Origin of the sequence: Sporosarcina sp. FSL K6-5500 (assembly GCF_038005665.1) — a bacterium.
GTDB classification, from domain to species: domain Bacteria; phylum Bacillota; class Bacilli; order Bacillales_A; family Planococcaceae; genus Sporosarcina; species Sporosarcina psychrophila.
In genome coordinates this window covers 3,651,263-3,677,024 of record NZ_JBBOTP010000001.1, presented here as the reverse complement: position 1 = coordinate 3,677,024, position 25,762 = coordinate 3,651,263, and the positions used below count along the sequence as shown (strand labels likewise).

Genomic DNA, 25,762 nt, shown 5'->3' with positions numbered 1-25,762 from the left:
CTCCACTACTGTAATGGTTATTCCTTTCCGAACGTTTCTTCCATTCGTTTAATCGGATCATCCATCATCTCCTCTCCCCATTCGACAACTTGATCCGCCTTTAGAAGTTCCTGTTTCAATTCTTCATAATCTACATTTTGGACAGCTATTTCATGTTTATAGGCAAGAGCTGCCGCCGTTCCTGCTGTCTGCCCAAGAATCATAAATATCGGCTCCATTCGAATCGAACCATAAGCAATATGTGAACTTGATAAGCAAACGGGAACAAGTAAATTCGTACATTCCTCAAACTTTGGACGAATGGAACGATACGAAATCGCATAAGGAGCAATTGGTACTTGAACATCTCCCTCATTCACACACCTGCCATCAATCACGACACGTCGGCAGTTATGAGAATCCATATGGAATGATGCCAAACCGATCGGATCATCAACAAATGTCTGCTTTAGACAATTATGATCTGTCATGACATAATCAGAAATCATTCTTCTTCCTTCACGGATATACAACTGATGTGGCCAGTTTCCCGTTTTTTCAAATTCATCTTTCGGTAATCCCCAGGCAGCTACTTCCTCACGGATTTCTACTGGTACACGTAAATCATTAGCTAAAAAGTACAACATCCCCAAATCATAATTCAAATGATCTTGAAAAATCTCCTCACGTCTATGATAACTACCTTCAGGCCAGTCATAATTCATCCCAAGATTGTCCGTCGAAATGGCGCCATAATTATTTAAATCGGATTTTCCGTTTGGCAACATCGTGTGAAGGTTCATCGCATCCCAAACACCCGCTTGAATATAACGAAGTAGAAGCTGATATCGATCTGATTCATAATGTGATGGCTTTGGAAATGGAATACGATTCTTTCGTTCCTTCGTCAAGCAAATCCGGAAATTATACGCTTGAATTCGATGATCTCCTTGCCCTTGATAACCTAACTGTTTGGGATCATCTTCTGTAATTCCCGGCAACAAACCACTCTCTGCCTCCCCCTCCACAACATAAGGATCAATCCACTTTTCAAATTTATGATGCGGTGCTCCAAATTGGACGCCATTATAAATCTCTTGATACGTTGCATTTGATTCTCGTCCAACAAAATAACTAACATCTGATTTAGCTAATAAATCACCTTCATAACTACAATCCATAAAGACTTTCCCTTTATAGCGAGACCCATTTTCCATTATAATTTCAATGATTGCCCCATTCTCTTTACTTACCTCTGCTAGATGTTGGTTTAAATAAACCGGGATATCATAATCTTTCATCCATTTATCAAATACATACTGAGCCGCCTTCGGTTCGAATTTCCATTGTTTCTCTTTTCGGTAGTACTTCGCTATTTCATTATAAAATTCTCTTGAAAGACCACCAACAGCATTTTCAGCGCCAAGATCTGTAGCTCCTAATCCGCTCGCAGTCATCCCACCAATATTTCTGCTAAACTCAATGATTGCTACAGTGAGACCCATTCTTGTCGCTTGAATAGCTGCCGTTATTCCCGCTGGTGTTCCTCCGTATATAATCAGGTTTTTTTCAATTAACGTTGGCTTGTTGACTTTTTTTGTTGGTACATAATAATGCAGATTACTAAAATCCATAAGTAAAACCTCCGTAGATTCTGTTAGGCTTTATTGTTCTTCTTTTAATGCCCATGCAGTTGAATAAATCTCGGTTCCTTTTTTTAAATAATAGAAGTAGATCGACATCATTTCTTTTGTTGTAAATGATTTAAAATTATCCTTTGTCTGAATGACAAGTAATGATTCAGTCTCCGTCATATCCAGCTTCGCCAAATGCTCATATACATCGCGTAAATAGGAAGGTATCTTTAATTGACTCATCGGCTCACGGACTTTTTCTGGATCCACTACTCGAGCAGGAAAAAGTGGTGCATTCCACTTCGTATGCTGTGATAAAAGTTTTTCTAATTCGAGCAGCATCTCATGAAATGCTGCTTTATCCTCATTAAAAACAGTGAAATATTCTTCTGCAATCACTTCATATTTTTCACCCCAGGCAATCCTTGTGTATACGTAATTATTAAAATGGTGAATCCATTTCCAGGGGTAGTTAACTTCTAGCTCTGGATAGTGTTGTTTTTGATGCGTTGGTACAATTAAATTTAATACACCGTTTATAGTCAATTGTTTATAATCATGTAAATCTTGCTGTATTCTCATAAGAAGTGGCGGGAATAGCTCCGTTAACATAAAATGATCACTATAGTACTCAAGAACTGTTAACGATTTCCCGCATTTTTTCGTTTGCTCATTCCAGTCTTGCAATGTTTGATAGGCTCTAACTTGCCTAGAATCACTTGAATTTATGGCTGATGAATAATCCCTTCCCCAATAGGCATATAACGCATCGACTTGATTAGATGCTTCTGTTTGTTTTTCCCTTTCCAGCATGTTCCAAGACAACCCAGCATTGTACACAATATATTCTACTTCTACGTGTAATCCTTCTTTATCAAGCGCTTCTTTCATTTTTTCAGTAAATCGAATATATGTCGGTAAAAATCCACTCGCGTTTTTCTCGTCAATTCCGATATCTTCAGGCCACAACGATATTCTAGTAATCACTTTGTTTTCCAAACAGATAGCGACTATTTTTTGAATGACTTTATCCTGAAGATATGTATTTTCAGCAAAGAACTTTAGTTTCTCTTCTTGCTTGAGCATATTCTCGTTCGTATCCTTTTGTATCTCTCTAAGCAAGTAACTTAAACTATGACCGCCTAACGTCACTTGAACATCTCTTTTACGTAACGCAGAAGTTACGTATGATTTAACCTCATTCCATAAGAAGAACGTGAAGAAATATTCATTTTGTCCGTTTTTAACTCCCCAATCTATGAGGGTATTGATATAGCCGGGATCATTAATGGTTTCAATAATATTTCCACGTCTAGCAAACATCGGTTCATGGATATATAGTTCTTCTTTCTTTGGTGAATGAGAGTTAACGATTGTTTCTTTGTCCAAATCAATCCACTGGTAACCAAACTGCTTTTTACAATACATATAAACACCATAGAGAATAGAACGGGGCTCATTCCCAATAATCCACATATCCTGCTCTGATCTAATCAATGCAAAACCATCATCATTTAGTATGATTGTTTTTCTCATATCCTTCAAAGAATGATATTCGTTTGTTGTTAGCAGGATAACTCTATTCATGTTTTTATTAAGTGCAGTGAATTCCGCCTGGGCATCGATTGTACTTTCATGTCCTACTTCTCTCATTAACCTTCTTAACTCTTCAACAGCGAACAAAACCGTTTCGTGATTATTCCAGTAAATAATTTTGTCTATGATTAACAACACCTTTCTTAAATATAGAAGTTGAAATAAAGATTCCCTTCAAATCCGCTACGGCGCTAGGGGATGTCTCCCGCACTCCCCCTTGTAAAGCGCCTTCACTCAGTTGATATAGTTATTCATTTGTTCAATATATAATGGAAGGTTTTACCCCTTTTCCATCAAACAACAAAAGGACACTACAGCTTCCTATCATAATTGACGAAAACTAGTGCCCTTATTGACATTTTAATTCACTTAATGCTCCCTGCCGTCATTCCTTCTATAAATTTCTTTTGGGCAAAGAAAAATATTATCAATAATGGTATTGTAGCTAATGTTGTTGCACTCATTAAGTGATGCCATGCTGTACCTGTCTCATCAGTAAATAGTGATAATCCTATAGGCAGTGTCATGAGTTCCCGTGAATTTATGAATATCAGAGGATACAAAAATTCATCCCAATTTGCCAAAAATGTAAATATAGTTAATGTTGATAGAGCTGGTACAGATAATGGCAACATAATTCTCCAATAAACCTTAAACTTTGAACAACCATCGATTATCGCTGCCTCTTCTAATTCTTTTGGTATCATAATAAAAAATTGTCGCATTAAAAAAATACCAAATGCACCTGAAGCACCAAATGTAGGCAGTAAAATTAATGGAAGGTGAGTGTTGATAAGTCCAAGTTCTCGCATGAATAAAAATAATGGAATAATAGTCACTTCTGCTGGGATCATTAGTACACTTAATAACAATAGAAAAATTACATTCCTGCCCATAAATTTTATTCTAGCAAAAGCATACCCTGCCATTGAAGAGAACAGCAAAACCAGAAGTGTTACTAATATAGAGATATAAATACTATTCCAGTATTGCTTCAAAAAAGTTGAATTACCTAATACTTCAGCATAATTTGCCCATCTTATCGGATTAGGTAGGAATTGTGTGAACGTTTTGGCGGGTTCTTTTAATGAGGTTGCAATCATCCATAATAAAGGACCGATCATTAAAGATGTTATTATCAAAAGCGTAAAATACTTAAACAGATTTCTTCCTTTATTCCTCATAGAAAACCCACCTCTTCCTAACAATCCAAGATAGAATAGTAAATGCTAATAAGATAAAGAACAACACAAATGCTAAAGCTGAAGCATAGCCCATATCGAAATGTTTAAAAGCAGTTTCCCAAATATAGTAAACCAGGACTTTAGTGCTATCGACTGGCCCTCCGCGGGTCATGACGTAGATTTGTCCAAAAACTTTCATAGCACCAATTGTAGTAATAATCATAGTTAAAAATACTGTCGGAGTAATTAATGGTAATGTTACGCTTCTAAATTTCCTGAAATTAGATGCACCATCAAGCTCAGATGCTTCATATAATTCTATCGGAACTTGTTGCATTGCCGTTAAAAATAAGATCATATTTAGTCCAACATTTTTAAGCACACTTACAAAAATAACTACTGGTAAAGCAGTTGATACACTTAAAAGCCATGAAGGTCCTTCTATACCAATTAAAGCTAACATTTGATTAATAAATCCTAATTCAGAAGCCAATAAATACTTCCAGACAATCGACCAGACTATTAAAGAAGTCACTACCGGAACAAATATAGCAGTTCTAAATAAGCCAATCCCAAAGAACTTTGTTTTTAACAAAGATGCTAAAAACATAGCCAGTATTATGTTAAAAGGGACCAACCCTAAACTAAATAATAATGTATTAACTAAGGATTTAATAAATGTAGGATCATGAACCAGCGTTTCGTAGTTTTTTAAGCCTATAAAATTTTCTTCTCCTAGTAGTGGCCAGTCATTCAAACTAATAAAAAAAGCATATAGCAAAGGTCCAAACATAAATATTGTAAATCCAATTAACATAGGCGAGACAAATAACCAACCTGCTATATTGTCACTCCATTTAGAACTAAGTCTTTTTCCTTTGGTGAAGTGTCTAAGCATTTTATCTCACCCTCAATAATCATTCTATTTTTTCGTAAACCGTGAAATCGTTTCAAAAATAGACTCTACTGTACTACCAATTGTTACCGCGCCTAGCATAATTGCATTGATACCTATTTCTTGAAGAATAACCATATCATCCGGTACAAGATTTTTTTGAGAAGGTATAATAAGCGGTAGCTTTGTATTATCCCTATAACTTTTATAAGTAATAAAGTCTTCAAAGTTCATCGGAAGTCCGTAGTCTTCCTTTCTCACGATTGACAGTTCAACTGCCTGGATGTTAAATGACTCAATAATCCGCACCTGTTCGAAACAAAAATTATCATTGACCGCTACTGTACGTTCCAAGTCATTCTGAAGTAGCATTTTCGACCCAATATCTTTTGCATATAGTGAATAATAGTCAAATCCTAAATTTTTTAACTGTTTCGTATTTGTGCCAAGTACCTTTTCAATTTCATCACCAATAACTAAACCTATTGGTCCACTAAATTTTCGTCTTACTTCTTCAAATATCTCAAAATAATGCTCTATATCTTTAAATTCATTCCGACTAGCCCGATGAGAAACATTAATATGAAATTTAAGTCCATCTACTCCTGCATCTATAGCTGCTTGCGCTAAATCTATACGATTCTCTGGAAGGCTAGCAATTATAGATATTTCCTTACGAAATAACATCTTTTTTAATGTTGTTTCCATTTCCAATATCCCCCTTTATAAGATTAAAAGTAACGGATTAGAAACCGTTACTTTTAATCTTGTAACTTTTCTCACTTTAATAAAGGTTTTATATCTTTTTCCATTTGCTCAAGTATTATAGTTGGAGTTTCCATTTGTGCAAACAGCTTATCAATACCTTTGATAATTTCACTTTCGATTTTTGTCCAGTCTTCATGTAATGGATACGTATAACCATGGTTCATCTGATCAATCATGGCCAACTGAATAGATTCTCTTGAAGGGTTATTAGGGATATTAATAAATTCATCGGATTCTAGTACACTTTTTCTTGCTGGAACAAAGAATACAGACTGTGCCTGAATACCTTCTTTACTAGCCAAGAACTTCAATAATACCTTTGCCTCTTCTGGATGCTTACTACCCTCGAATGCAACAATTCCCGCTTGCCCAAGTAATGGAGCCCTTCCTTCAGGACCTTTAGGAAGTGGGGCAATATCCCATTCGAAGTCAGTAATCTCTCTTGCATTTGTCATATAGCTATACATTGCGGAGTACATACCAACTTTTCCACCTTCATATTCAATATTCTCACCTGGTGGTACATGTGACTTATCCTCAAACATCATTCGATTCAGCATTTCAAAGGTCTTAATGCCTTCTGTAGAATTCCACTTAAACTCTTTCATATCATCGGAAAAGATTGACCCTCCATATGAGATTGTATGAGAAGGTAACGTTGCAAAGTTAGTCCATTCCCTAAATAATCTTGCGCCATAAGTTCTATTGATTCCTTCACCCGCTGATAATGCTTTAGCAGCTTCCTCAAATTGTTCCCATGTCCATTCATCTTTCATAGCCAGTTCAGTCGGTGTTTCTAATCCAGCCTTTTCAAACATTGTTTTGTTATAGTATAAAATCATAGGTGGTGTAGAAAACGGTAACCCTAATAACTTTCCGTCATGTTTCCATAATTCCAATGTCGACGGAATAAAATCATTCATATTAAAGTCGTCATCCTTACTAAACTCTGAAATATCACTTAAAATATCATTCTTAGTAAATTGAGAGACCATTGCTTCGGAAACCCAACCTACGTCTGGTAATTCACTTCCTGCAGCAAGTACTGACATCTTTTGCTGATAGTCTGGAAACGGAATAAGATCAATTTTCACTTTAATGTTTGGATTTTCATCATAAAACCCTTTTAGAACTTCCTCATACATTTCTGCGTGTTGATCATTTCCCCATATTGAAAACGTCAATTCAACATCCTCTTTTTTATCATCACTTTTAGCTGTTCCATCATCTTTACTCTGGTCTTTTGAATCTTCTTTACTACATGCTGCAAGAAAAATCAATACTAGACTGAAAAAAATCAATAAATACTTTTTCATATCCCTGCCCCCTTTTCTTATTATCATAATACCAATAATGTAAGCGCTTCATAATCGGTTAGTATTAAGAAATGGTTTGTAATGTTAAGATTATTCAAATCTTTTGTCTGTATTGATAAGGAGTCTTCCCAACTATTTTTTTAAAGACCACTGAAAAATGTTTCGAGTTCACATAACCAACTAAATGTGCAATATCATATATTTTAAGTTGAGTTTGAGTTAATAATTCTTTGGATTTTTCTATTCTTTGCTGCATTATGTACTCGGATAATTTTATATTTGTTTTTTGTTTAAACAGTTGACTAATATAATTTGGATGAAGATTTAACGTATTTGAAATGAAATTTAAAGTTATCTCTTTTTCTAAGTTCCGATTGATTACATCTTTAATTTTACTTATATTCACAGATTCACCTGGGTTAATAATATCGTTATTACTAGTACGCTCTTTATCTATATTTTGGAGAGTACTTGCAAGTTCGCTTCGACTTATTGGTTTTAACAAATAATCCTTCACTCCTAACTTTAAAGCCTCCCTTACATAAATAAAATCGTCATGACCACTGATTACGATTACCGATACTAACGGATGTCTCTTTTTAAAATACGATATAAAATCAATACCATTCATTTCAGGCATTCTAATGTCTGTAATCACAAGATCAGGTATTTCTATATTTGCAATTTCAAGAGCTTCGTAACCATTAGATGCTTCCCACATAACCTTATAACCGGTTATAACATCCTCCAGTAACTTCTTTATCCCTTTCCTTATTACTTTTTCGTCATCCACTAACAGGACATTTTTCAACCTCATTACCTACTTTCTAATGATAATATCTACCTGGGTACCTATTCCTACTTCCGATGAAATAAGCAACATACTATTAGGTCCATGAATAAGTCTTAACCGCCTGTTGATATTCACTAATGCAATACCATTTTTAACGCTATCAGGATGTTCCCCATAATCTTTATTCATTAAAGTAGATTTTAGTGATTCTTTTATTTTTAATAGGTTGCAGTTGTCTATCCCGGTACCATTATCACAAACTGATATAGTAAGTGCGGATCCTTCCATTTTAACTTTCACAAATATCTCAACCCTTTTGACCGTTTTACTGTAACCATGCATTATCGAGTTTTCAATTATTGGTTGAATTATATATTTTGGTACTAGATGATCCAGAATCTCATCTTCCAAATCCCAATGAACGTCAAGTGCATCCTCTAATCTATTCTTCATAATGCTTACATAGGTTTTCGCAAATATTATTTCTTCTTGCAAAGGGATCTGTTGTTCTTCATTTTTTAAACGATATCTAATTAATTTTCCTAATTCGGCAATCATGTCTGAAATTTCAAACTGATCATTATTTATGGCCTTCATGTTAATTGATTCTAGTGTATTAAAGATAAAATGTGGGTCCATTTGGGATTGTAACGCTTTATATTCAGCTTCCGAGTTTCTCAAATTTATTTCATACACTTCCGCAACCAAATAATCTATATCAGATAACATTCCATCATAAGCAACATGTAATTCTACTAATTCATTTTTAGATTGGATACTACTACTATTTGCCAACTTATTTTCTTGAAACCATCTAATTCGTGTTTTTAATAACTCCAATGGTTTTAGTAGATAGTTCGTCATATAGTAAGAGATAAGTAAAGAAATAAGTAAACAAAATCCAATTAATAAAAGCAAAATGTTGTTGAACTCACTGATTTCACTGTATAAATAATCTTTGGGTATAACATTACTTATTTTTAAACCAGTTTTACTTGATGTATGTGTAACACAAAAATACTCTTGATTAGATTTCTCAGTCTTAATCCAACTTTGATTTTTTTGGCAACTAGATAATAGATAATCACTTTGACTTCCTATTAATGGTTCATTATGCGTTGTGGATATTTGCCAATTCTCGCTTCCAAGTTGCTCAGTTATTTCCTTTATATACTTAGGTGCAAAGTCAATTCTTATTACTCCTAATTCATTGTGATTCTCCGGATCTCTCAGCAACCTAAGAAAACTCACATACTTTTCACTGTTATTTTTATAATAAATAGGTTTAACATCATAATATGTTATCCAACCACCTTCTTGTTCCTTAGCTTTCAGATACCATTCTTGCTCTTGTAGATTAATTTGATCTTCAATTCTGTAGTTATCCATATGACTAAATAATTGACCATTTTTTGCAAATATATGTATCCCATATATTTGATCTTTATTAAAAGTCATGCTCGATAAAAATAAAGAAAGTAATTTAACATGACTATACTTTTTATGGGTTATAGGAGTATTCATATCATATTCCCTTAAAACACCAACAAGTTCTTTGTTGTATAATATTGAGATTGTAGACCTTGATGCATCTTCTAACATTAAATCTAAATTATAATTTAGTTGTATAATCGTATTTTCAACTTTAGTAATAACTTCTTCACTTTTAGAAGACATAAATATATTCTGAACAACTATTCCAACAACTATTAGGGGAAGTAATAGTAATAAGGAAAAAGTAATGAATATCTTATTTCTTAATGACATTTTAGTTAATCCCCCTAATCTACTAATTTTGGAGTTGCCTTTAATATATCTTTACTAATGCAAAACCGGTTTCCTCCAACTTTACATCCTTTATGTTAACTACCGAGTAAACCGAATACTCATACAATAACACTGAACATTCTCCAATGCCTACCACATAAAGCAATTTAATACTTCCATTTTCTAAATGCTATCTCCTATATCCAAAAATTAAACATTAAAAGGACACTACAGCTTCCTATCATAATTGACGAAAACTAGTGCCCTTATTAGTGTCTATAACCTAATCGCCTTTTTAAATTTACTTGATTCATAGGCCGCCAATGAAACCTCTAATGATTTCAGTCCGTCATAACCTGTGATAGAAGGTTCTCTTCCTTCTTTTACACAGTTGATAAAATCATTTATTAATCCAAAGTCCATATCGTTTCCATAAAAAACATGTTGCAATGATTTTTCTCCACTGCTGAACATCCTAATATGTTCTTTTAATGCATCTACTTTCACTGTTTGCTTTGTCCCAATCACTTCAATCGTTACATCCCCCCATGTTGGGTACTCTGTAAAACGGGACCAACTTGCATCATGAGAAGCAATCACGCCGTTTTCAAATTCTAGTGTGAGAAGACCAGCATCATCAATAGCAATATCATGAAAATAGGAATCAATAATTGCATTGACCTCCGTTACTTCTACATTTAAATACCAGCGCATGATATCGACCATATGTACGGTATGATCTAATACAGCACCACCACCAGATTGTCCTTCATCAATAAACCAGTCACCAGGATTCTGCCCCCGATTGGTTGTCCGGAAAGCTATAATATCACCAAGTTCTCTGTTATCAATCATTTCTTTTACTTGTTGAATCGGTGAGCTAAAGCGTACAGGGTAAGCAATTTGCAAAATAACAGCATGATCTTTACATACCTGAATCATTTCCTTAGCATCTCTAAGATTCGTTGCAATTGGTTTTTCACAGAGGATATGTTTCTTTGCTTTCGCGGCATTTACAACCATTTCTTTGTGACGATTGTTTTCACTGCAAATAATGACAGCATCCATTTCCAATGCTAAAAATTCTGCTTGGTCACTGTAGTGGTCCGTATTATATGTTTTGGCGACTTCTTGGCCCCTTTCAATATCTTCATCAAAGATGCCCACTAACTCAACGTTCGGTAATCTCTTTACGCCATCCGCATAACTGTATGCATGCATATGTGCAAAACTCATCATGCCAACCTTCATGAATGAGCACCTCCATTGAATAGGTTACTAAAATAATTCAATCGATTAACGAGCACCTGATCTACTTTCTGAGCTGTTGCTAAAATGGCATCGACCGAATAGGCTAATGGTAGAGACGCCTTACTTCCTTGCTGAATCGGTCTCATCTGATCACTATCAAATTCTAAGATCGTTTTAATTCCGCTCCATTCAAGCTCTATTCGCTCCTGATTAGTCACTGTATATTCAATATGCGCCATTGTTCCTCCACCAAAGTCCATCAAAATAATCGTATGTACTGGAATCACAGTTTGATCCGTTTGTTTTACTTGAATACGTTGAGGCTCCCCAAGCAATGACGATAATACATATAAATCGCCCGTGAGTAATGAATTGTTTTCATATTGCTTCACCATGCGTCTAAAACGAAAAACGCCTTTAGGTTTTTCTTCTTTATCGATCAACCCTTTTACTTTTTGATAAAATGGATAGTTTTCTAAATCAAAATACACATGCCATCCTAGACTTTGATGGTCAACTGTTAATTCAGTGAATGGAATATAAACTTCATTTCCGGCATCCGCTATAATTCCCATATACTCTTCAGAAACAGGTAACACATATGTAGTATCTTCATAAGTAGTATTATTTAATTGTTCAACCGACTCTATTAGAATTACATTTTCAACTGTATTACGAAAGTCGAGTTTCTCTAAGCTAGCAAATACAATTTTCATGATTACTTTCAACTCCCTATCTCAATAGGTTTCTTAAACGATTAACCGCTTCTTCATTAGCCATTTTCGCGTCGTCATGTCCTTCATATTCAATAGATAACCAACCATCATAATTCGAATTTTTTAATCCATTTACAATATAAGCGAGATCCACTTCACCATCACCTGGAATAACCCCGATTAGTTCCACCCCTTCTGATGAACGAAAGCCACGAAGTGACTCATTTTCTACTTTTTCACGAAAATCTTTAAAATGAACATGAACAATTTCATCTTTCAACCGCTTAAATGCTTCTGTCGGCTTTTCATGGACAAGCAAAAAATTCCCCGTATCAAACGTCGATTTTACAAAAGGACTATTCACCGCCTTTATAATCTCGCTTACTTGCTTACTCTTACCGGCTAATAAGCCATGATTTTCAATAGCTAAATAGATTCCCTCTTTTTCAGCTATTTCTGCACATTTCTTCAAACCTTCTATAATCCAGGCCGATCCATTTTCATATGTTAAGTCACCTTGGATATCGCCACAAAATACGCGAACAATTGTCGTTCCAAGTTTTTTCGCAACTTGAATACCGTGTAAAACCTTTGCCACTTCTTCAGCACGTTCTTCAACTGCTTCTTTCACAAAATTATTCGTGATATCATATGCAGACACTTGTAAATTATAGCTTTTCAATGCGGTAAGTACTTCTCCGATTTCTTCGTCTTTTTCGTCCTTATTCGTCCAATAAATATCGAGCAATTCCACCCCTTCCGTTGAAATACTGCTGGCATAGTCAATGAAGTCGACAATCGACCAGTTTTCCTTCCGGATAGTGGATGCCAAGCTATACATACTTACACTAATATTCATGCGATCCCTCCACGTCGATTGACTTTCACTAACGATAAAATTCTGCTGGCCACTCTAATTCAAAACCATCTGCTCTTAGCTGATCTTGAAACTCTGATAACAACAGTTTATTTTCACGAACTGTTTTGGGATCTGTGTTGTTCTTCATACAAAATGCAACTAATGCACCGCATGCCTCCCCTATATTCCACTCTGTTGGATGAAGGCGATAGCAACCGTTTGTTATATGTGTTGTTCCAATATTTTTACTACCTGCTAACAGGTTATCTGTATCTTTCGGAATCAGCGCACCTAAAGGGATATGGAAGGGTAACGCTTTTATATCTAGATAGGTTCTCCCGGTCATACTTGGATGTAAATCGATGCTATATGAGCCAATCCCTATACGATCAACATATAACTTTCCTGTCTTCCCTTCATTAAAATCAGGTGAAACATCCTGCTCTACGATTGTGTATTCCGCTTTGATCCGTCTCGATTCCCTAATATAGGCTGCTTTTGCTAAGCCATCTTCAGTTGCGAATAGATCTTTACGAAGTTTCAACCCTGGATATCCTTTACTGCCATCAGGCAGCGGCGCTTCGGTTTGTAACCAATACAAAAGGGACAAGCTTAACTGTTTTGCTTGATAGATATGTTTCTCTTTTTCTACATCGGGCACATCGTAAATGTTACCTAAGAAATAATCACTTTGTGGCCAATTCATTAAGCTGACATCACCAGCATCGACTGGCGTATTAAACTGTTGCTTATCAAAGCTACGTCGGTATTCCCAAAGAGGGAAGCCTGTTTCTTCACGAAAAAGCGTATATTCTCTTTTCTCTTTCGTAATCGGATGTGGCGCAAAAAAGCTTAAATAGTTATCGGGCCATATAGCTGGATGGAATTCTTTCCAAAACTCGTACATCTCCGGCTTCGGTATCGTATGATTTTCTCCTAGCCGGTATTCCATACCAAGTACATATGTGAATGCTTGAATATCGTCAGAATCGGCTACTTTCATTGCATGCGGTTCATGTGTATCTGCTTTCGCTTCCGCACCTGTTACGTAATCGACAGCTGCTAACGGCAATAGATCCCCAGCTTCTGTAGCATCGATGAAATAGGGTGCAGTAACCACTTCTTCTTTTCCAGTTACAGTATTTTTATAGGTTACGCTAGTTAATGTTCTGCCATTTCTTTCAACCGAGGTAGCTACCGTGTTCAATACAATCGTAAGCTGGCTAGTTAAGACATATGGCAGGAGCATTTCATTCAATACATGTAGACTGACTCTCGGATCATGGCAAATGCTACTGACCAAACCATTCCCCGGATTAAATAGTGTTTTAGTAACTTTTACATCCATTGTTCGTAAATAAGTGTCTCGAACTTTTTTACGATAGTCTTGGTATCTCTTCGTTGAACCAAATTCTTCAATCCATTGATGTTCATCAGGCGGCACCCCTTGCGAAGTGACTTGACCACCGATCCAGTCGGTTTCTTCTGTTAACAAGACGTGTAATCCATTGGCACATGCCGATAACGCTGCTGCACAACCACCAAGTCCACCACCTATGATGACAACATCTTTATCCACCGTTTTCATTTATAAATATACTTCTTTGCCTGTTTTTGCTGACTCATAGACGGCATTCAACATTCTCATGATTTGCACACCATCAGCAACAGGTGCAATGGTTTCTTTTCCTTCTTTACAACAGTCAACGAAATGATTGATTTCGTTTTTAAAGGCTTTTTCAAAATCGAAGCTCAAATTATCAACTTGTGGTGTAACATTTAAAATCGTGTTGCTTTTCTCCGTTACCATCACTAATTTCGGTTCAATTTCTGCTCCACCTTTTTCACCAAACAATTTAACGTATAACTCATCCTCTTTGGCATGAAGTGTAAAGCTAACATCTACAAACAAAGAGGCTCCATTGTCAAACCGAATGAGTGCATTTGCTAAATCTTCCACATCATTTAATGCAGGGTCGTAATCAGCTGCTTGGTAGAACGATAGATTTTGTATATGGCTACGATTGCCTAACTTTGAATATGTATTACCACTAACTGAGACAGGTCGTGGTTTCCCCATCATATACCAACAGATGTCAATCATATGGACACCTAAATCAATAAGCGGCCCACCACCAGATTTCGACTGATCGCTAAACCAGCCACCAGGATTTCCCAGCCTTCTTAAACAGGAAGCCTTTGCGTAATAAATTTCACCAAGTTCATCTTGTTCAATAAATTGCTTGAGTAGCTTTGTATTGTCTCCATGACGTCTGACAAACCCAACTTGTAGTACTTTACCGGACTTCTTAACCGCCGCTTCGACAGCTAATGCTTGTGCAACAGTCATAGATAATGGCTTCTCAACCAAAACATGCTTACCTGCTTCCAATGCCGCAATTGCAATCACTGCATGTGTGTTATTCCACGTACAAATACTAACCGCATCAATTTCCGGATTTTGCAATAACTCTTCATAGTTACTATATAGTTCAGTGACACTATAGCGCTCACCAACTTTGGCTAGACGCTGTTCATTGCTATCACATAACGCCACTAACTCTACTCCATCGTTTTTCATATATGGAATAATATGAAACTCGGAAATAGAACCTCCTCCAATTACACCAACTTTCAACATAGACATAACTCCCTTCTATATAATAGGAATAGTACGCGATTAAATAGTAAAATTATTCAAAATACTAATTATATAAACTGAATAAAGGCGCCTTACAAGGGATAGCCGAAGCGGATTTGATGGGAATCTTTACTTCGACTTATTAATAGTTAATAATCTTCGTCAATGTCGTTGACTTTTTATTGAACAACTCATCATAAGCAGCTGGTGCATCCTGAAAATCAACTTCATCCGTTAAAAATGATTGGACATTAATCCGCTTGTCATTTACTAAACGTAAGTACTCTGCCACATTTCTTCCCTCTGTCCAGCGAACGTAACCGTATGGATAATCGATTGCCTGTTTCTCATAAACTTGGTCATATCGTCCTGGCCCACCAGCGCGTGAAATAAGTATTTGCGCTTCCTTCGCAAACAGTAAATTTCTAGGAAAGTCCGGTTCAATGTCACCGACAATTACGACTTTTCCTTGATGTCGAATCCACTCTAAACTTTGATTTGTCAGCGATGAACCTTTACCACCCGCACATAATAGAACCGCATCTGCCCCATATTTTTTCGTACATTTCTCGATTTCGCTTTCCATCTCTGGGATAGTAGAAAAAGAACGAATACTCGTTTCTTCATGAAGCATTGCGGCTCTTTCTGCTTGATTATCGAAAGCAATCACATTATATGCAGCAGCATTGGCTATTTTAGCGATCATTTGACCAAGCAGTCCTAGGCCAATAATAACAATTGTTTCCCCGAATTCTAGTTTTGCAATCCTTAGTGCATGTATTGCAATCGCACCAATTCCTGCTAAAGCTGCTTCCTTTGCCTCCACGCCAGACGGAACCTTTGCACATAATGTCGTTGGAACTAATAGACAGTCAGAATGCCCTACATATGGAGCACCATAACAGGCAACAATATCCCCTTTTTGATAATCTTCCACACCTTCACCACACTCCATAACAACACCAACCGCACTATAGCCTAATGTGATATCTCTATCCTCACTAATTCCAATCAAGCTTAGTTCAGTCCCAGGTGAAATGACCGAGTGCAGTGTTTTAATTAATAGATAGGAAGGTTTAATCGCCGGTTCCATACACTTAACAATATGAACATTTTGATTTCTCGTGACAATTGATTTCATTTCATCCGCTCCTTACTCTTTAAACCATTTGTCTAAGTTTTCTTTCACAAAAGCATCATCATGTAAATGCGGATAATCGACATACACACGATCTATTTCCTCCGATTGATTTGGGCTTAATTTTTCTTTATCAAGTAAGCACCAACGACCTTTCAACAGCCCTTGTCTTGCCAACACTTCATTAATACCTGCAATGCTCCCTTTAAATTGATTATTCGGGTCAAAAAAAGCAGCGTTTGCATCGGTTATTTCTTGCCCTAAGGTTAATAATTCGCTTGGAATGTCCTCTTTAGATCGAATGTTTTTTATCTTATTAAACATATCTACTGTTGTTTTCGTCCAGACTGACCAATGCCCAAGTAGCCCCCCGACAATCTGTTTCTCTATCTTTTTACCGTCTACATCAATACGGTAGGTCGTTAACAAGTCATTAACGATATTGTCATCATTTCCAGTGTAAATAGCTATTTCTTCATTTCTTTTGGAATGGCAAACCGCTCGAATCACATCGTGAGATTGATATCGATTAAAAGGTGCGATCTTTATGCCATGAACATTCGGTATATCAGCAAGCTTCCTCCAAAAATCATAGGAAAGAATCCGGCCCCCTACCGCCGGCTGCAAGTAAAATCCAATAACCGGGATAATCCCAGCAATTTTTTCAGTCCGATCAAGTAGCTCTTCCTCAGAAGCGTTGTGTAAACCTCCCATACTTAGCAATCCAAGGTCATAGCCAATCGCTTTTATAAATTCCGCCTCATTAATCGCCTGTTCTATGGGACCACTAATTCCGCCAATTTTTATGAATGAATCGGGAACTAGTGCCTTCCTCATCTCTTCAATCGCAAGGGTTAATACTTTTTCAAATAAACTAAACTGCGGATCACGAATTTCAAACTGAGTTGTATGGACACCAACTGCTACCCCACCCACACCTGCATCAATATAATAGCGAGTAAGTGCGCGCTGACCGGCTTCATCTAGTTGCCGTTCTTCTGTTAGGGCTAATGGATGCGCCGGAATAACAGTTCCCTCAAGTAATTGTTTTTTCACAGCAGGATTCAACATTTAAAATGCTCCTTTTCGTTCTTGAAAATGGGTTGGTTTATTATATGTTTCTCCATTATTCACTAACCACTCTGCCGTCATATCAATCATTTGTTGAAGTGTTACTTTTGGATAGCCAAATAACCGATGCGCTTTGGAAGCATTATTTAACAATGCTGTCGGCTGTTCTTCATTGTCATATATAGGTTTCTTATCAAATCGCGTTCCAAATTCTTCAGCCAACCAACGGACTGAAATGGTCTCCGGTCCAGTCACATTCACTATTTTCGGTGGAGTATCACAATGTAGCAAGGACCGTACTGCGTATTCGTTTGCATCTCCTTGCCAAATTACGTTTACACTCCCCATTGTTAAATCAATAGTTTTACCTTCTAAAACTTGTTGAGCGATTTCTACTAACACTCCATACCTCATATCAATTGCATAATTTAGTCGAAATAGAAGCAGTGGCGTTTCATTTTTACGAGAAAAGTTTGTTAGGATACGCTCTCTCCCTAAACAAGATTGTGCATACTCACCAATCGGACTAACAGCTGTCTCTTCAGAACAATTACCACTCACCACACTCGTCAGTGGATAAATATTACCAGATGAAAATGCAACGATACGGGAATTTTTAAACTTATTTGCAATCCTACCCGGTAAATAAGCATTCATTGCCCATGTGAAATGTTCATTGCCAGCAGTTCCAAATTTATTCCCTGCCATTAAAATAATATTTTTTACATCCGGGAGTGATTGTAGTTGCTCATCATTTAGTAAATCAACAGCGATTGTTTCAATTCCAAAGTCCTCTAACTCTTCTTTTAAACTGCCATTTGAAAACCGAGAAACGCCAATCACCTTCTTATCCAAACCCGCTTCATCAATCGCCCGTTTCGTCATCTTCGCTAATGTTGGTCCCATTTTTCCACCAATACCTAAAATTAAGATATCACCATCTACTAATCTAAGATCATTGATTAGTTCTGTTGATGGTTTCGTCATAAGATCTTCAAGCTCTGCAATTGTCTTCATTTCAACACTCCCTATTTTCATTTAATAAAAACTAGTTATCTGATACTTCTAAATTGCTATTCAATAGTATTGTATGTAGACTTTCATTAAAAGACAAGTCTTATTTGAGTCCTTTTATGTCGAATTTCTTTTATCATGCATTAGCGCTGTTATTTCTCATTTTTGACAGAATTACTAGAAGAAAGTATTATAAACAAAACATTAGGTTAAGAGACACTATCCCGTTATTTCACTTTTCTACAACGATAAGGAGGGAACTATTTATGCATAGAAAGAATAATGTACAAGATAATTCAGATATTAATATCGGTATCATCGGGCCAAAAGCACTTGTCGATCAAACACGGGAAACACTGAAAACGTTTCCAAACTTTAAACCTGTTTTTCGAATCATCGAACCTACTAGTCTTATCACAGAAATAACTAGGGAATTAATGAACGATGTCGAAGTATTAATGTTTACTGAATATCACTCATATAACATCGTCAAACAAGTTGTCGATTTTATAATCCCTGTGCATCATATGCCCTTAATGGGCACTGGACTTTACAGGTCATTATTTATCATTAAAAGTAGGTACAGTTTAAAATGCCTGTCCATTGATACAGTTGAAGAAAAGTATGTTGAACAAATTTTATCAGAACTTGAAGAAGTTAATTATGAACTTCTTATCTATAAAAACCCTTTACAAAGTACAATCATTGAGGAAATAGTACAATTCCATATTGGCAATTATCAGGACTATAATGCAATTGCACTTACAGGGATTCAGGACGTAGCGATTCAATTATCTGCTCGCCATATTCCCCATGAATGGGTAACACCTACTCAACAGGACATGATCGTTTCTTTGGAACGAGCCCTCTTAGCAACGAATACACGCAGAAATAAAGAATCGCAAATTGTTTTCGGTTTAATTAATATAGATAATTTCAAAGGCGTAACGGAAAAGTATTCTTCTGAGCATGATGTTCAATTATTAAAATTAACTATCCAACAAATGCTACTTGATTATATTAAACTGCTTGATGGGCATCTAATCAATTTAGGTGGAGAAGAATATTCATTCATTACCACCCGCGGTATTTTCGAACGTGAAACAAGGGGCTATAAATTCATTCCCTTACTCCAAGATATTAAAAATGAACTTGGCATTACGATAAGTCTTGGTGTCGGCTTTGGCCGTACCGCTGCCGAAGCAGGCAATCACGCACGATTAGCGCTCCGTCAATCAAAAGATTTAGGTGGAAACGTTTGCTATATTGTTCGTGAAGATCGCAGTGTCTTGGGGCCTGTCGATATAACAAGCCATAAACAATATGAAAGATATAATTTAGCCATTACAGACCCACATTTGTTAGATAAAGCTGAAAAGGCCGGGATGTCAGCTTCCTATATGACAAAATTAATGGCACGCGTTTCTAGGCATAAAAAAATTGATTATACTGCCCAAGAATTAGCTTCGACATTAAATGTAACCATTAGGAGCGCCAACCGAATTCTATTAAAATGGATGGATGCTGAACTGGTTGATATTGTTGGCGAAGAAAAATTATCGCACAAAGGAAGGCCCCGTCGTATTTATCGACTAAGCTTTATTGAGGAAGAGCAAAGATAACAAACAACTTTATAAGTCGATGGGAAAATCACTGTATTTTTCATCGGCTTTCATTTGACTACTAAAACCTCAGCTCTGAAAGATATAGTATTTTCACTGTTTGTTAAATAATTATTGTTTTTCTATAATGACTACTTTCGTTAGCCGCCTCAACGAAACGGATAACCTCTTTTGTTTCACTTAAAGGAACCCTCGAAATTCCATCGTGAAAAAAATCCATAATTTGCTCCAATAAACTAGCGTAATAAGGTTTTTGGTATAAATTAATATCGACATATTCAGTACCATTCTCAAAGTGAATCAATGCGCCAAACTGAGCGTTTCCTTTTCGATTACCTCTAACCGTTCCTATACGCCCATCCTTCCAAACACCTGTAATAACGTCATGTTCTTTGTCTGTTATGGTCGTTACCGACTTTGCGCCTTGACCTAGAATAGTAAACAGCATCTCTATCATATGAATCCCATACCCAAAAAAGCCTTGTTGTTTATCCAGTAGTTCCATGGGTCCAAAACAATCAGCACCTATAACTCTTCCTCTATCCGAAATTCTAAGAACGTTTGTTAAATTTTCTGCATAACGTAGCGCAGATGTACTCATAATGGGTGTCTGATTGCCCTCAGCTAATTGAATCATTGCGATAGCAACTTTTGAACTTAGACTAAAAGGTTTATCGATAAAAACAGGTTTTTTAAACGCAACAAGCTTTTGTAATTGCTCATGATGCACTGTCCCATCGACTGATTCCAACAAAATCGCATCACTTTCATGCGCAACTTCCTCAATAGAATCCACGATTTCAACATCAAAGCTATCCCTGAGTTCTCTAGTAAAGCCGTCAATCCGGGACATGCTAAGCTCGAAATTAGGTGATCCTCCTGGAAAAGCAATCACTACTTTTCCACCTTGCACATGGTATCTTTCACTCGGATCATTTAATAACTTGGTAAATGCCAACACATGCGATGTATCTAGCCCAATAATGCCGATCTTCAAAGTACAAACGGTATCCTCCACTCCTTTCTAATCATTTTCACCTATATAAGTTGAACAAATGAATACCTTATATACACTGAGCGAAGACGCTTTACAAGAGGCAGCTAAATCTCTAAGACTAGCGGCGAAACTGCTTGGCTTATGACAGAAGGCATCCTCTAGAGCCGAAGCTTATTCAGTGGGACACTTTATTTCAATCCTGACATTTGAATTCCTTCCGTAAAGTAACGCTGGAAGAATAGGAATATGAGGAAAGTCGGTATAAAAGAAACTGTCGAACCAGCCATTTCAATACCAAAGTTCCCTTCTTTCCCAAGCATTGAAGCTAATCCAAGCGTCACTGGGAACATTTTCTCTTGTGTTAAGTAAATCAGTGGTTGGAATAAATCATTCCAGTTTGAAATAAATGAAAATGTTCCCACTGTAGCTACAACAGGTATCGAAAGTGGTAAAATGACTTTGAAAAATATTTGTATATCATTCGCCCCGTCAATATATGCAGCTTCTTCCAAATCATTCGGTATATTTTGTAGAAATTGTCTAACTAAAAATACACCCATAATTCCCCATAACTCTGGAACAATCAATGCCCAATAAGTATTTATCCAACCGAAATCAGAGAACATAATGAATTTAGGTATAATTAATAGTTGCTGCGGAATCATGATAACTGCCATGAAAACCCAAAATACGATTTCTCGTCCTGGGAATTTCTTCTTCGCAAAAATATAGCCTAAAACCGCACAAAATATCATTTGACTCGCTACTGGAATGACGGTAATAATAACAGAGTTGAAAATCCATCTGATAAATATTCCGTCTCTCATTATATATAAATAGTTTTTCATTGTAGGATGGTCCGGTATCCAGAATAATGGATCTAATTGTGCATATTGAACATCCTTAAAAGATCCTAAAATCATAATAAGAAACGGCAATAGAAAACAAAATCCCAAAACAATTAACGCTATATACGAGATCATTTTTTTAAGCATTTTTTCAATCTCCTTTCTGCGGTCATCTACACATTAGTAATTATTCGATTCTTGTCCTAGATATTTTCTCTGTATAAGCGAGATAACTAGGATAATAAAAAATAATACATAAGAAAGTACAGCTGCATAACTTAAGTTAAGACTTGTAAATCCTTGTTCATACAAATAATATACAATGGTTGTCGTAGCATAATTCGGACCTCCACCTGTTAATAAATAAGCTGAATCGAAAATTTGGAACGAACCGATTGTTGTTGTTATTGCGACAAAAAAGTGAATGGGCTTTAATAATGGAAATGTTATCGTCCAAAATATTTTAAATGATGATGCCCCATCAATTCGTGCCGCCTCATACAATTGTCGATCAATCGACTGAAGTCCAGCAAAGTAATAAATCATCGTACTTCCGGCAACTTTAAATATACTCAAACCCGCTAAAACTGCTAGGGCTTGGCTAGAATTAGATAAAAACAATTGTGGTTCGATACCAATAAAACTAAGCAAGTAGTTGATCATTCCCGCCTCTGTACCTCTAAATAACCAACCCCAGATTCCGGCAATAATTACGAATGAAGTGACCACTGGCAAGAAAAAGATTCCTTTAAAAAATCCTGCTGATTTAACACCCGAATTGATAATTAACGCTAAAATTAACCCTAAGCCCATCGTTGGCACAATATAATATGCTGAAAATTTCACTGTATTCCAAATAGCTTTCCACGCCAATGAATCGGTCAAGAAGTACTTCCAATGTTTAAGTCCTACAAATTCCGGGTCACCAATTACTTTCCAATCCATAAATGTTAAATAAAAGCTCAATGCAAAAGGATATATCTGAAAGATTATGAAATGGATTAAAACAGGGATGAGAAAGATATATACGATAGCATTACGGTTCCACTCACGCTTCACTCTTTCTCCCAGTGGCAATTTACTCTTTTTAGAAGCTACTGCATTACTCAGTGTAATCACCCTTTCATATGTAAGTTAGTAACAGAGAGCTTGATCGTTTATTGATCAAACTCTCTGCTTTACTAACATTTTATTTGCCGATCTTACCTTCAATCGCTTTTGCGGCGGCATCTGCTGCTTCTTTTGGTGTTTTCTTCCCTTCCATCATTGTTTGAAGTTCAGCTTGTATTAACGGCATGATTGTACGTCCTTCTGGATGGATAACTCCCGGTAATGCAAATTGTGTATAATCCGCTAGCTGTGCAAGATATTTTTGCTCTCCAAAGATATCTTTAGCTGATTCTCTAGTAGGGATATACTGTGTGACTGTGTTAAATTTCTTCTGATTATCCGAATCCGTCACGACTTTGATAAATTCTGCTGCAGCTGCTGGATTATCCGTATTAATTGGCGCTACAAACATCCCTGTTGTTCCATATGTTAATTGTTCCTTATTTTTCATTGGTGGAGCAATAACGAATTCAAAAAGGTTTTGACTTAACATACGACTTACTGAAATACCTGAACCTTGAACTGCTAACATTTTTCCGCCTTCCCATAGTGCATCATGTTCTAATGCAGTAATTGAATCTTTCGGAATCCAGCCCTCGTTATACATTTTATTGATGAACTCAAATGCTTCCACTCCTGCTTCATTGTTAATTAATACTTCATTATCTGCCGTAATAACATCTCCGCCAGCTTGCCATAGGAATGGATATAACGTTCCATTCATTGATCCTCCACCTTGAAAACTTGTTGCATAAAAGCCCTTGTCTTTTGCTTTTTCAGCCCACTTTTCAAAATCTTCCCAAGTTGCAGGTAAATTTGCAGGATCTTCACCAATCGCTTTGATTACATCGACATTATATAAATATGTGTAGGCTTCTTGTAAGATTGGCAGTCCATATAACTCATCTTTCCAAGTTGTAGAAACTAACGCTGTATCTACAAAATCATCAATATCAAAGCCTTCTAAATAGGGATCTAACGCTAGTAACATACCCGCATCAGCGTACTGTGGCATCTGATCAGGTATTACGTAAAACACATCAGGACCATTGTTTGCTGCTAAAGCTGTAAGTACTTTTTGATCACGATTGGCCCAAGGAATCTGTTCAAAATTTACTTTCACACCTGTTTGCTCTTCATAAGTAGCGATGACTTCATCCCACATCGCGCCCTCAGTTTCTTGATCACCGGTAAATGGATGTGCCCAAACTGTTATTTCACCAGAGAGCCCCGTTTCCTTTTCTGTTTCTGCTCCCACCACTTCTGGTTTTTCTTCACCAGTTTCTTCTTTTTCAGCGCCAGTGTCAGTAGAACTACATCCTACAATTAAAGCTCCAAGTAATAGTAATAATAGAAAAAATCCAATTCTTCTCATCTAAATAACCCCTCTCAAATTATATTGATTTGATTTAGTTATAATTGGTCTATTAAACTACAATATGAATTACCCCCCCTTTGCAATTCGGTAGCGACTCTCACTGCACAATATACTTTTCTCGGCTCTAAACCGATTGGGTAAGAATCTATTGAGTACTCCTTCAAACTTTCTCTACTACAGTTAACAAAAATACTTGTGATTACCTTTTCAATACAATTAAATAGACTGAAGTAATTGAATTGCGCGTCCATTTTTATCAGATTACATTATTTCTCATCAAGAGACAAGTCTCTAAAGCGTCTTTAATTGGGGACATGCGATTATTATTTTTTTAAAATCCTTCCATATTTGTGCATATTAATGGTTGCTAATTTCAATGTTTTTAATATATAGTTAACTATTGAGAGGTGATCGACATGGTTGGTTGGGAAAAATTTAATAGAATTTCTTATAGAATGATCGAGTTAGCTTATATTAATTTGCTTTGGATCTTTTTTACTTTAGTTGGCTTAATCGCTTTCGGTATCTTTCCAGCTACAGCTGCCATGTTTGCAGTTGTCCGTAAATTAATTCGAGGTGAAGAGAAATTCAAAATACTTCCTATGTTTTGGACTTTATTTCGGACTGACTTTTTAAAGACAAATGGTTTTGGACTTATTTTTCTAGTCATTAGCTACTGCTTTTATTTCAATTTTTATTTCTTACAGTTAAATAGTGGTGAATTACAGTTTTTATTCCCCGTACTAATTTTCATACTTATTTCAAGCATCATCACATTACTATTTTTCTTCCCAGTCTATGTACATTTCAACTTAAAGTTCTTTCAATACATCAAACAGTCTTTCTTAATCGCAATTACATCTCCGATTGAAGTCATCACTATTGGCGCTTTAGCTGGTGGTATCTACTTTGTCTCTACACTTTTCCCTGGGATTATCCCACTATTTACTGGTAGCGTATTTGCATATATAGCTACACTAATAAGTTTCAAATCATTTGCTCGAATAGAGAAGAAGATAGGAGCACTAACTTAACGCTTTTTCCCCAGATTTTTACATTGGCCACATAAATGGTGCTCCTCTTCCCAAAAAGTAAACGCAGATGGGACTTTTCAGTAGTACTTTGTGAACGAATTAATTATAAACAAGCCAGCGGTTCAGTCGGATTAATCGACTGAATCGCTGG

Annotated in this window: 22 protein-coding genes; 2 read left to right on the top strand and 20 right to left on the bottom strand. The window is 36.3% G+C overall.

Translation table 11 applies throughout. The annotated features are described in order from the left end of the window. Positions 1 to 17: 17 nt before the first annotated feature. The 16 genes from MKX62_RS17580 to MKX62_RS17505 form a co-directional block, all read right to left on the bottom strand. Positions 18 to 1,613: an FAD-dependent oxidoreductase gene (locus tag MKX62_RS17580; protein ID WP_187047544.1), complete on the bottom strand. Its 1,596-nt coding sequence runs from the start codon at positions 1,611 to 1,613 to the stop codon at positions 18 to 20. 30 nt (positions 1,614 to 1,643) lie between these two features. Continuing rightward, the gene (locus MKX62_RS17575; RefSeq protein WP_340741974.1) at positions 1,644 to 3,347 is read right to left on the bottom strand and encodes an alpha-glucuronidase family glycosyl hydrolase; all 1,704 of its coding nucleotides are present in this window, start codon (positions 3,345 to 3,347) and stop codon (positions 1,644 to 1,646) included. A 227-nt stretch (positions 3,348 to 3,574) separates the two neighbouring features. Next, entirely contained in the window at positions 3,575 to 4,393 is an 819-nt protein-coding gene (locus MKX62_RS17570) for a carbohydrate ABC transporter permease (protein WP_338652595.1), read from the bottom strand. Then, positions 4,383 to 5,291 (bottom strand): carbohydrate ABC transporter permease, encoded by a 909-nt coding sequence (locus tag MKX62_RS17565; RefSeq protein WP_338652597.1) that lies wholly within the window; start codon positions 5,289 to 5,291, stop codon positions 4,383 to 4,385. Before MKX62_RS17565 ends, MKX62_RS17570 begins: the two co-directional genes overlap by 11 nt. Positions 5,292 to 5,315: 24 nt before the next feature. Continuing rightward, the gene (locus MKX62_RS17560) at positions 5,316 to 5,996 is read right to left on the bottom strand and encodes a hypothetical protein (protein ID WP_340741973.1); all 681 of its coding nucleotides are present in this window, start codon (positions 5,994 to 5,996) and stop codon (positions 5,316 to 5,318) included. 71 nt (positions 5,997 to 6,067) lie between these two features. Beyond that, positions 6,068 to 7,372 (bottom strand): extracellular solute-binding protein, encoded by a 1,305-nt coding sequence (locus tag MKX62_RS17555; RefSeq protein ID WP_338652601.1) that lies wholly within the window; start codon positions 7,370 to 7,372, stop codon positions 6,068 to 6,070. 94 nt (positions 7,373 to 7,466) lie between these two features. Further along, positions 7,467 to 8,183 carry a response regulator transcription factor gene (locus MKX62_RS17550; RefSeq protein ID WP_340741972.1) on the bottom strand — a complete coding sequence of 239 codons (717 nt, stop codon included), beginning with the start codon at positions 8,181 to 8,183 and terminating at the stop codon, positions 7,467 to 7,469. A gap of 9 nt (positions 8,184 to 8,192) precedes the next feature. Beyond that, the gene (locus MKX62_RS17545; RefSeq protein ID WP_340741971.1) at positions 8,193 to 9,932 is read right to left on the bottom strand and encodes a cache domain-containing sensor histidine kinase; all 1,740 of its coding nucleotides are present in this window, start codon (positions 9,930 to 9,932) and stop codon (positions 8,193 to 8,195) included. A gap of 276 nt (positions 9,933 to 10,208) precedes the next feature. Next, the gene (locus tag MKX62_RS17540) at positions 10,209 to 11,183 is read right to left on the bottom strand and encodes a Gfo/Idh/MocA family protein (RefSeq protein WP_338652607.1); all 975 of its coding nucleotides are present in this window, start codon (positions 11,181 to 11,183) and stop codon (positions 10,209 to 10,211) included. Continuing rightward, positions 11,180 to 11,899, bottom strand: a complete 720-nt coding sequence (locus MKX62_RS17535; RefSeq protein ID WP_338652608.1) for a hypothetical protein — start codon at positions 11,897 to 11,899, stop codon at positions 11,180 to 11,182. Before MKX62_RS17535 ends, MKX62_RS17540 begins: the two co-directional genes overlap by 4 nt. 16 nt (positions 11,900 to 11,915) lie before the next feature. Then, the gene (locus MKX62_RS17530; protein WP_067208497.1) at positions 11,916 to 12,758 is read right to left on the bottom strand and encodes a sugar phosphate isomerase/epimerase family protein; all 843 of its coding nucleotides are present in this window, start codon (positions 12,756 to 12,758) and stop codon (positions 11,916 to 11,918) included. A gap of 28 nt (positions 12,759 to 12,786) precedes the next feature. After that, positions 12,787 to 14,346, bottom strand: coding sequence for an FAD-dependent oxidoreductase (locus MKX62_RS17525; RefSeq protein WP_338652609.1), 1,560 nt, complete (start codon positions 14,344 to 14,346; stop codon positions 12,787 to 12,789). Then, positions 14,347 to 15,399 carry a Gfo/Idh/MocA family protein gene (locus MKX62_RS17520; protein ID WP_338652611.1) on the bottom strand — a complete coding sequence of 351 codons (1,053 nt, stop codon included), beginning with the start codon at positions 15,397 to 15,399 and terminating at the stop codon, positions 14,347 to 14,349. It abuts the gene before it with no gap. Positions 15,400 to 15,541: 142 nt separating this feature from the next. Further along, positions 15,542 to 16,540, bottom strand: a complete 999-nt coding sequence (locus tag MKX62_RS17515) for a zinc-dependent alcohol dehydrogenase (protein ID WP_338652612.1) — start codon at positions 16,538 to 16,540, stop codon at positions 15,542 to 15,544. Positions 16,541 to 16,552: 12 nt separating this feature from the next. Beyond that, positions 16,553 to 17,608, bottom strand: coding sequence for a dihydrodipicolinate synthase family protein (locus MKX62_RS17510; RefSeq protein WP_187047536.1), 1,056 nt, complete (start codon positions 17,606 to 17,608; stop codon positions 16,553 to 16,555). After that, positions 17,609 to 18,625: an NAD-dependent epimerase/dehydratase family protein gene (locus MKX62_RS17505; RefSeq protein ID WP_187047535.1), complete on the bottom strand. Its 1,017-nt coding sequence runs from the start codon at positions 18,623 to 18,625 to the stop codon at positions 17,609 to 17,611. Between the two features lie 263 nt (positions 18,626 to 18,888). On the opposite strand from MKX62_RS17505, the gene MKX62_RS17500 reads away from it, so the two are divergent. Next, positions 18,889 to 20,244, top strand: coding sequence for a hypothetical protein (locus MKX62_RS17500; protein ID WP_187047534.1), 1,356 nt, complete (start codon positions 18,889 to 18,891; stop codon positions 20,242 to 20,244). Positions 20,245 to 20,347: 103 nt separating this feature from the next. Here the strand turns inward: MKX62_RS17500 and MKX62_RS17495 are convergent, their stop codons facing one another. The 4 genes from MKX62_RS17495 to MKX62_RS17480 all read right to left on the bottom strand — a co-directional run bounded on the left by MKX62_RS17495 (position 20,348) and on the right by MKX62_RS17480 (position 24,574). Next, positions 20,348 to 21,241: a Gfo/Idh/MocA family oxidoreductase gene (locus tag MKX62_RS17495; RefSeq protein WP_338652614.1), complete on the bottom strand. Its 894-nt coding sequence runs from the start codon at positions 21,239 to 21,241 to the stop codon at positions 20,348 to 20,350. Positions 21,242 to 21,429: 188 nt separating this feature from the next. Next, the gene (locus tag MKX62_RS17490) at positions 21,430 to 22,236 is read right to left on the bottom strand and encodes a carbohydrate ABC transporter permease (protein WP_067208479.1); all 807 of its coding nucleotides are present in this window, start codon (positions 22,234 to 22,236) and stop codon (positions 21,430 to 21,432) included. 33 nt (positions 22,237 to 22,269) lie between these two features. After that, positions 22,270 to 23,148 carry a carbohydrate ABC transporter permease gene (locus tag MKX62_RS17485; RefSeq protein ID WP_255428645.1) on the bottom strand — a complete coding sequence of 293 codons (879 nt, stop codon included), beginning with the start codon at positions 23,146 to 23,148 and terminating at the stop codon, positions 22,270 to 22,272. Between the two features lie 130 nt (positions 23,149 to 23,278). Then, positions 23,279 to 24,574, bottom strand: a complete 1,296-nt coding sequence (locus tag MKX62_RS17480) for a sugar ABC transporter substrate-binding protein (protein WP_340741970.1) — start codon at positions 24,572 to 24,574, stop codon at positions 23,279 to 23,281. A 419-nt stretch (positions 24,575 to 24,993) separates the two neighbouring features. Between MKX62_RS17480 and MKX62_RS17475 the strand changes: the two genes are divergently transcribed. Then, the gene (locus tag MKX62_RS17475) at positions 24,994 to 25,611 is read left to right on the top strand and encodes a YesL family protein (RefSeq protein WP_067208475.1); all 618 of its coding nucleotides are present in this window, start codon (positions 24,994 to 24,996) and stop codon (positions 25,609 to 25,611) included. The last annotated feature ends 151 nt before the right edge of the window (positions 25,612 to 25,762 follow it).

Bases quoted from the DNA above. Each gene is read 5' to 3' on its own strand.
- MKX62_RS17580 (WP_187047544.1), bottom strand. From the start codon at position 1,613: ATGGATTTTAGTAATCTGCATTATTATGTACCAACAAAAAAAGTCAAC.
- MKX62_RS17570 (WP_338652595.1), bottom strand. From the start codon at position 4,393: ATGAGGAATAAAGGAAGAAATCTGTTTAAGTATTTTACGCTTTTGATA.
- MKX62_RS17565 (WP_338652597.1), bottom strand. From the start codon at position 5,291: ATGCTTAGACACTTCACCAAAGGAAAAAGACTTAGTTCTAAATGGAGT.
- MKX62_RS17560 (WP_340741973.1), bottom strand. From the start codon at position 5,996: ATGGAAACAACATTAAAAAAGATGTTATTTCGTAAGGAAATATCTATA.
- MKX62_RS17555 (WP_338652601.1), bottom strand. From the start codon at position 7,372: ATGAAAAAGTATTTATTGATTTTTTTCAGTCTAGTATTGATTTTTCTT.
- MKX62_RS17545 (WP_340741971.1), bottom strand. From the start codon at position 9,932: ATGTCATTAAGAAATAAGATATTCATTACTTTTTCCTTATTACTATTA.
- MKX62_RS17540 (WP_338652607.1), bottom strand. From the start codon at position 11,183: ATGAAGGTTGGCATGATGAGTTTTGCACATATGCATGCATACAGTTAT.
- MKX62_RS17535 (WP_338652608.1), bottom strand. From the start codon at position 11,899: ATGAAAATTGTATTTGCTAGCTTAGAGAAACTCGACTTTCGTAATACA.
- MKX62_RS17530 (WP_067208497.1), bottom strand. From the start codon at position 12,758: ATGAATATTAGTGTAAGTATGTATAGCTTGGCATCCACTATCCGGAAG.
- MKX62_RS17525 (WP_338652609.1), bottom strand. From the start codon at position 14,346: ATGAAAACGGTGGATAAAGATGTTGTCATCATAGGTGGTGGACTTGGT.
- MKX62_RS17520 (WP_338652611.1), bottom strand. From the start codon at position 15,399: ATGTTGAAAGTTGGTGTAATTGGAGGAGGTTCTATTTCCGAGTTTCAT.
- MKX62_RS17515 (WP_338652612.1), bottom strand. From the start codon at position 16,540: ATGAAATCAATTGTCACGAGAAATCAAAATGTTCATATTGTTAAGTGT.
- MKX62_RS17510 (WP_187047536.1), bottom strand. From the start codon at position 17,608: ATGTTGAATCCTGCTGTGAAAAAACAATTACTTGAGGGAACTGTTATT.
- MKX62_RS17505 (WP_187047535.1), bottom strand. From the start codon at position 18,625: ATGAAGACAATTGCAGAGCTTGAAGATCTTATGACGAAACCATCAACA.
- MKX62_RS17500 (WP_187047534.1), top strand. From the start codon at position 18,889: ATGCATAGAAAGAATAATGTACAAGATAATTCAGATATTAATATCGGT.
- MKX62_RS17490 (WP_067208479.1), bottom strand. From the start codon at position 22,236: ATGCTTAAAAAAATGATCTCGTATATAGCGTTAATTGTTTTGGGATTT.
- MKX62_RS17480 (WP_340741970.1), bottom strand. From the start codon at position 24,574: ATGAGAAGAATTGGATTTTTTCTATTATTACTATTACTTGGAGCTTTA.
- MKX62_RS17475 (WP_067208475.1), top strand. From the start codon at position 24,994: ATGGTTGGTTGGGAAAAATTTAATAGAATTTCTTATAGAATGATCGAG.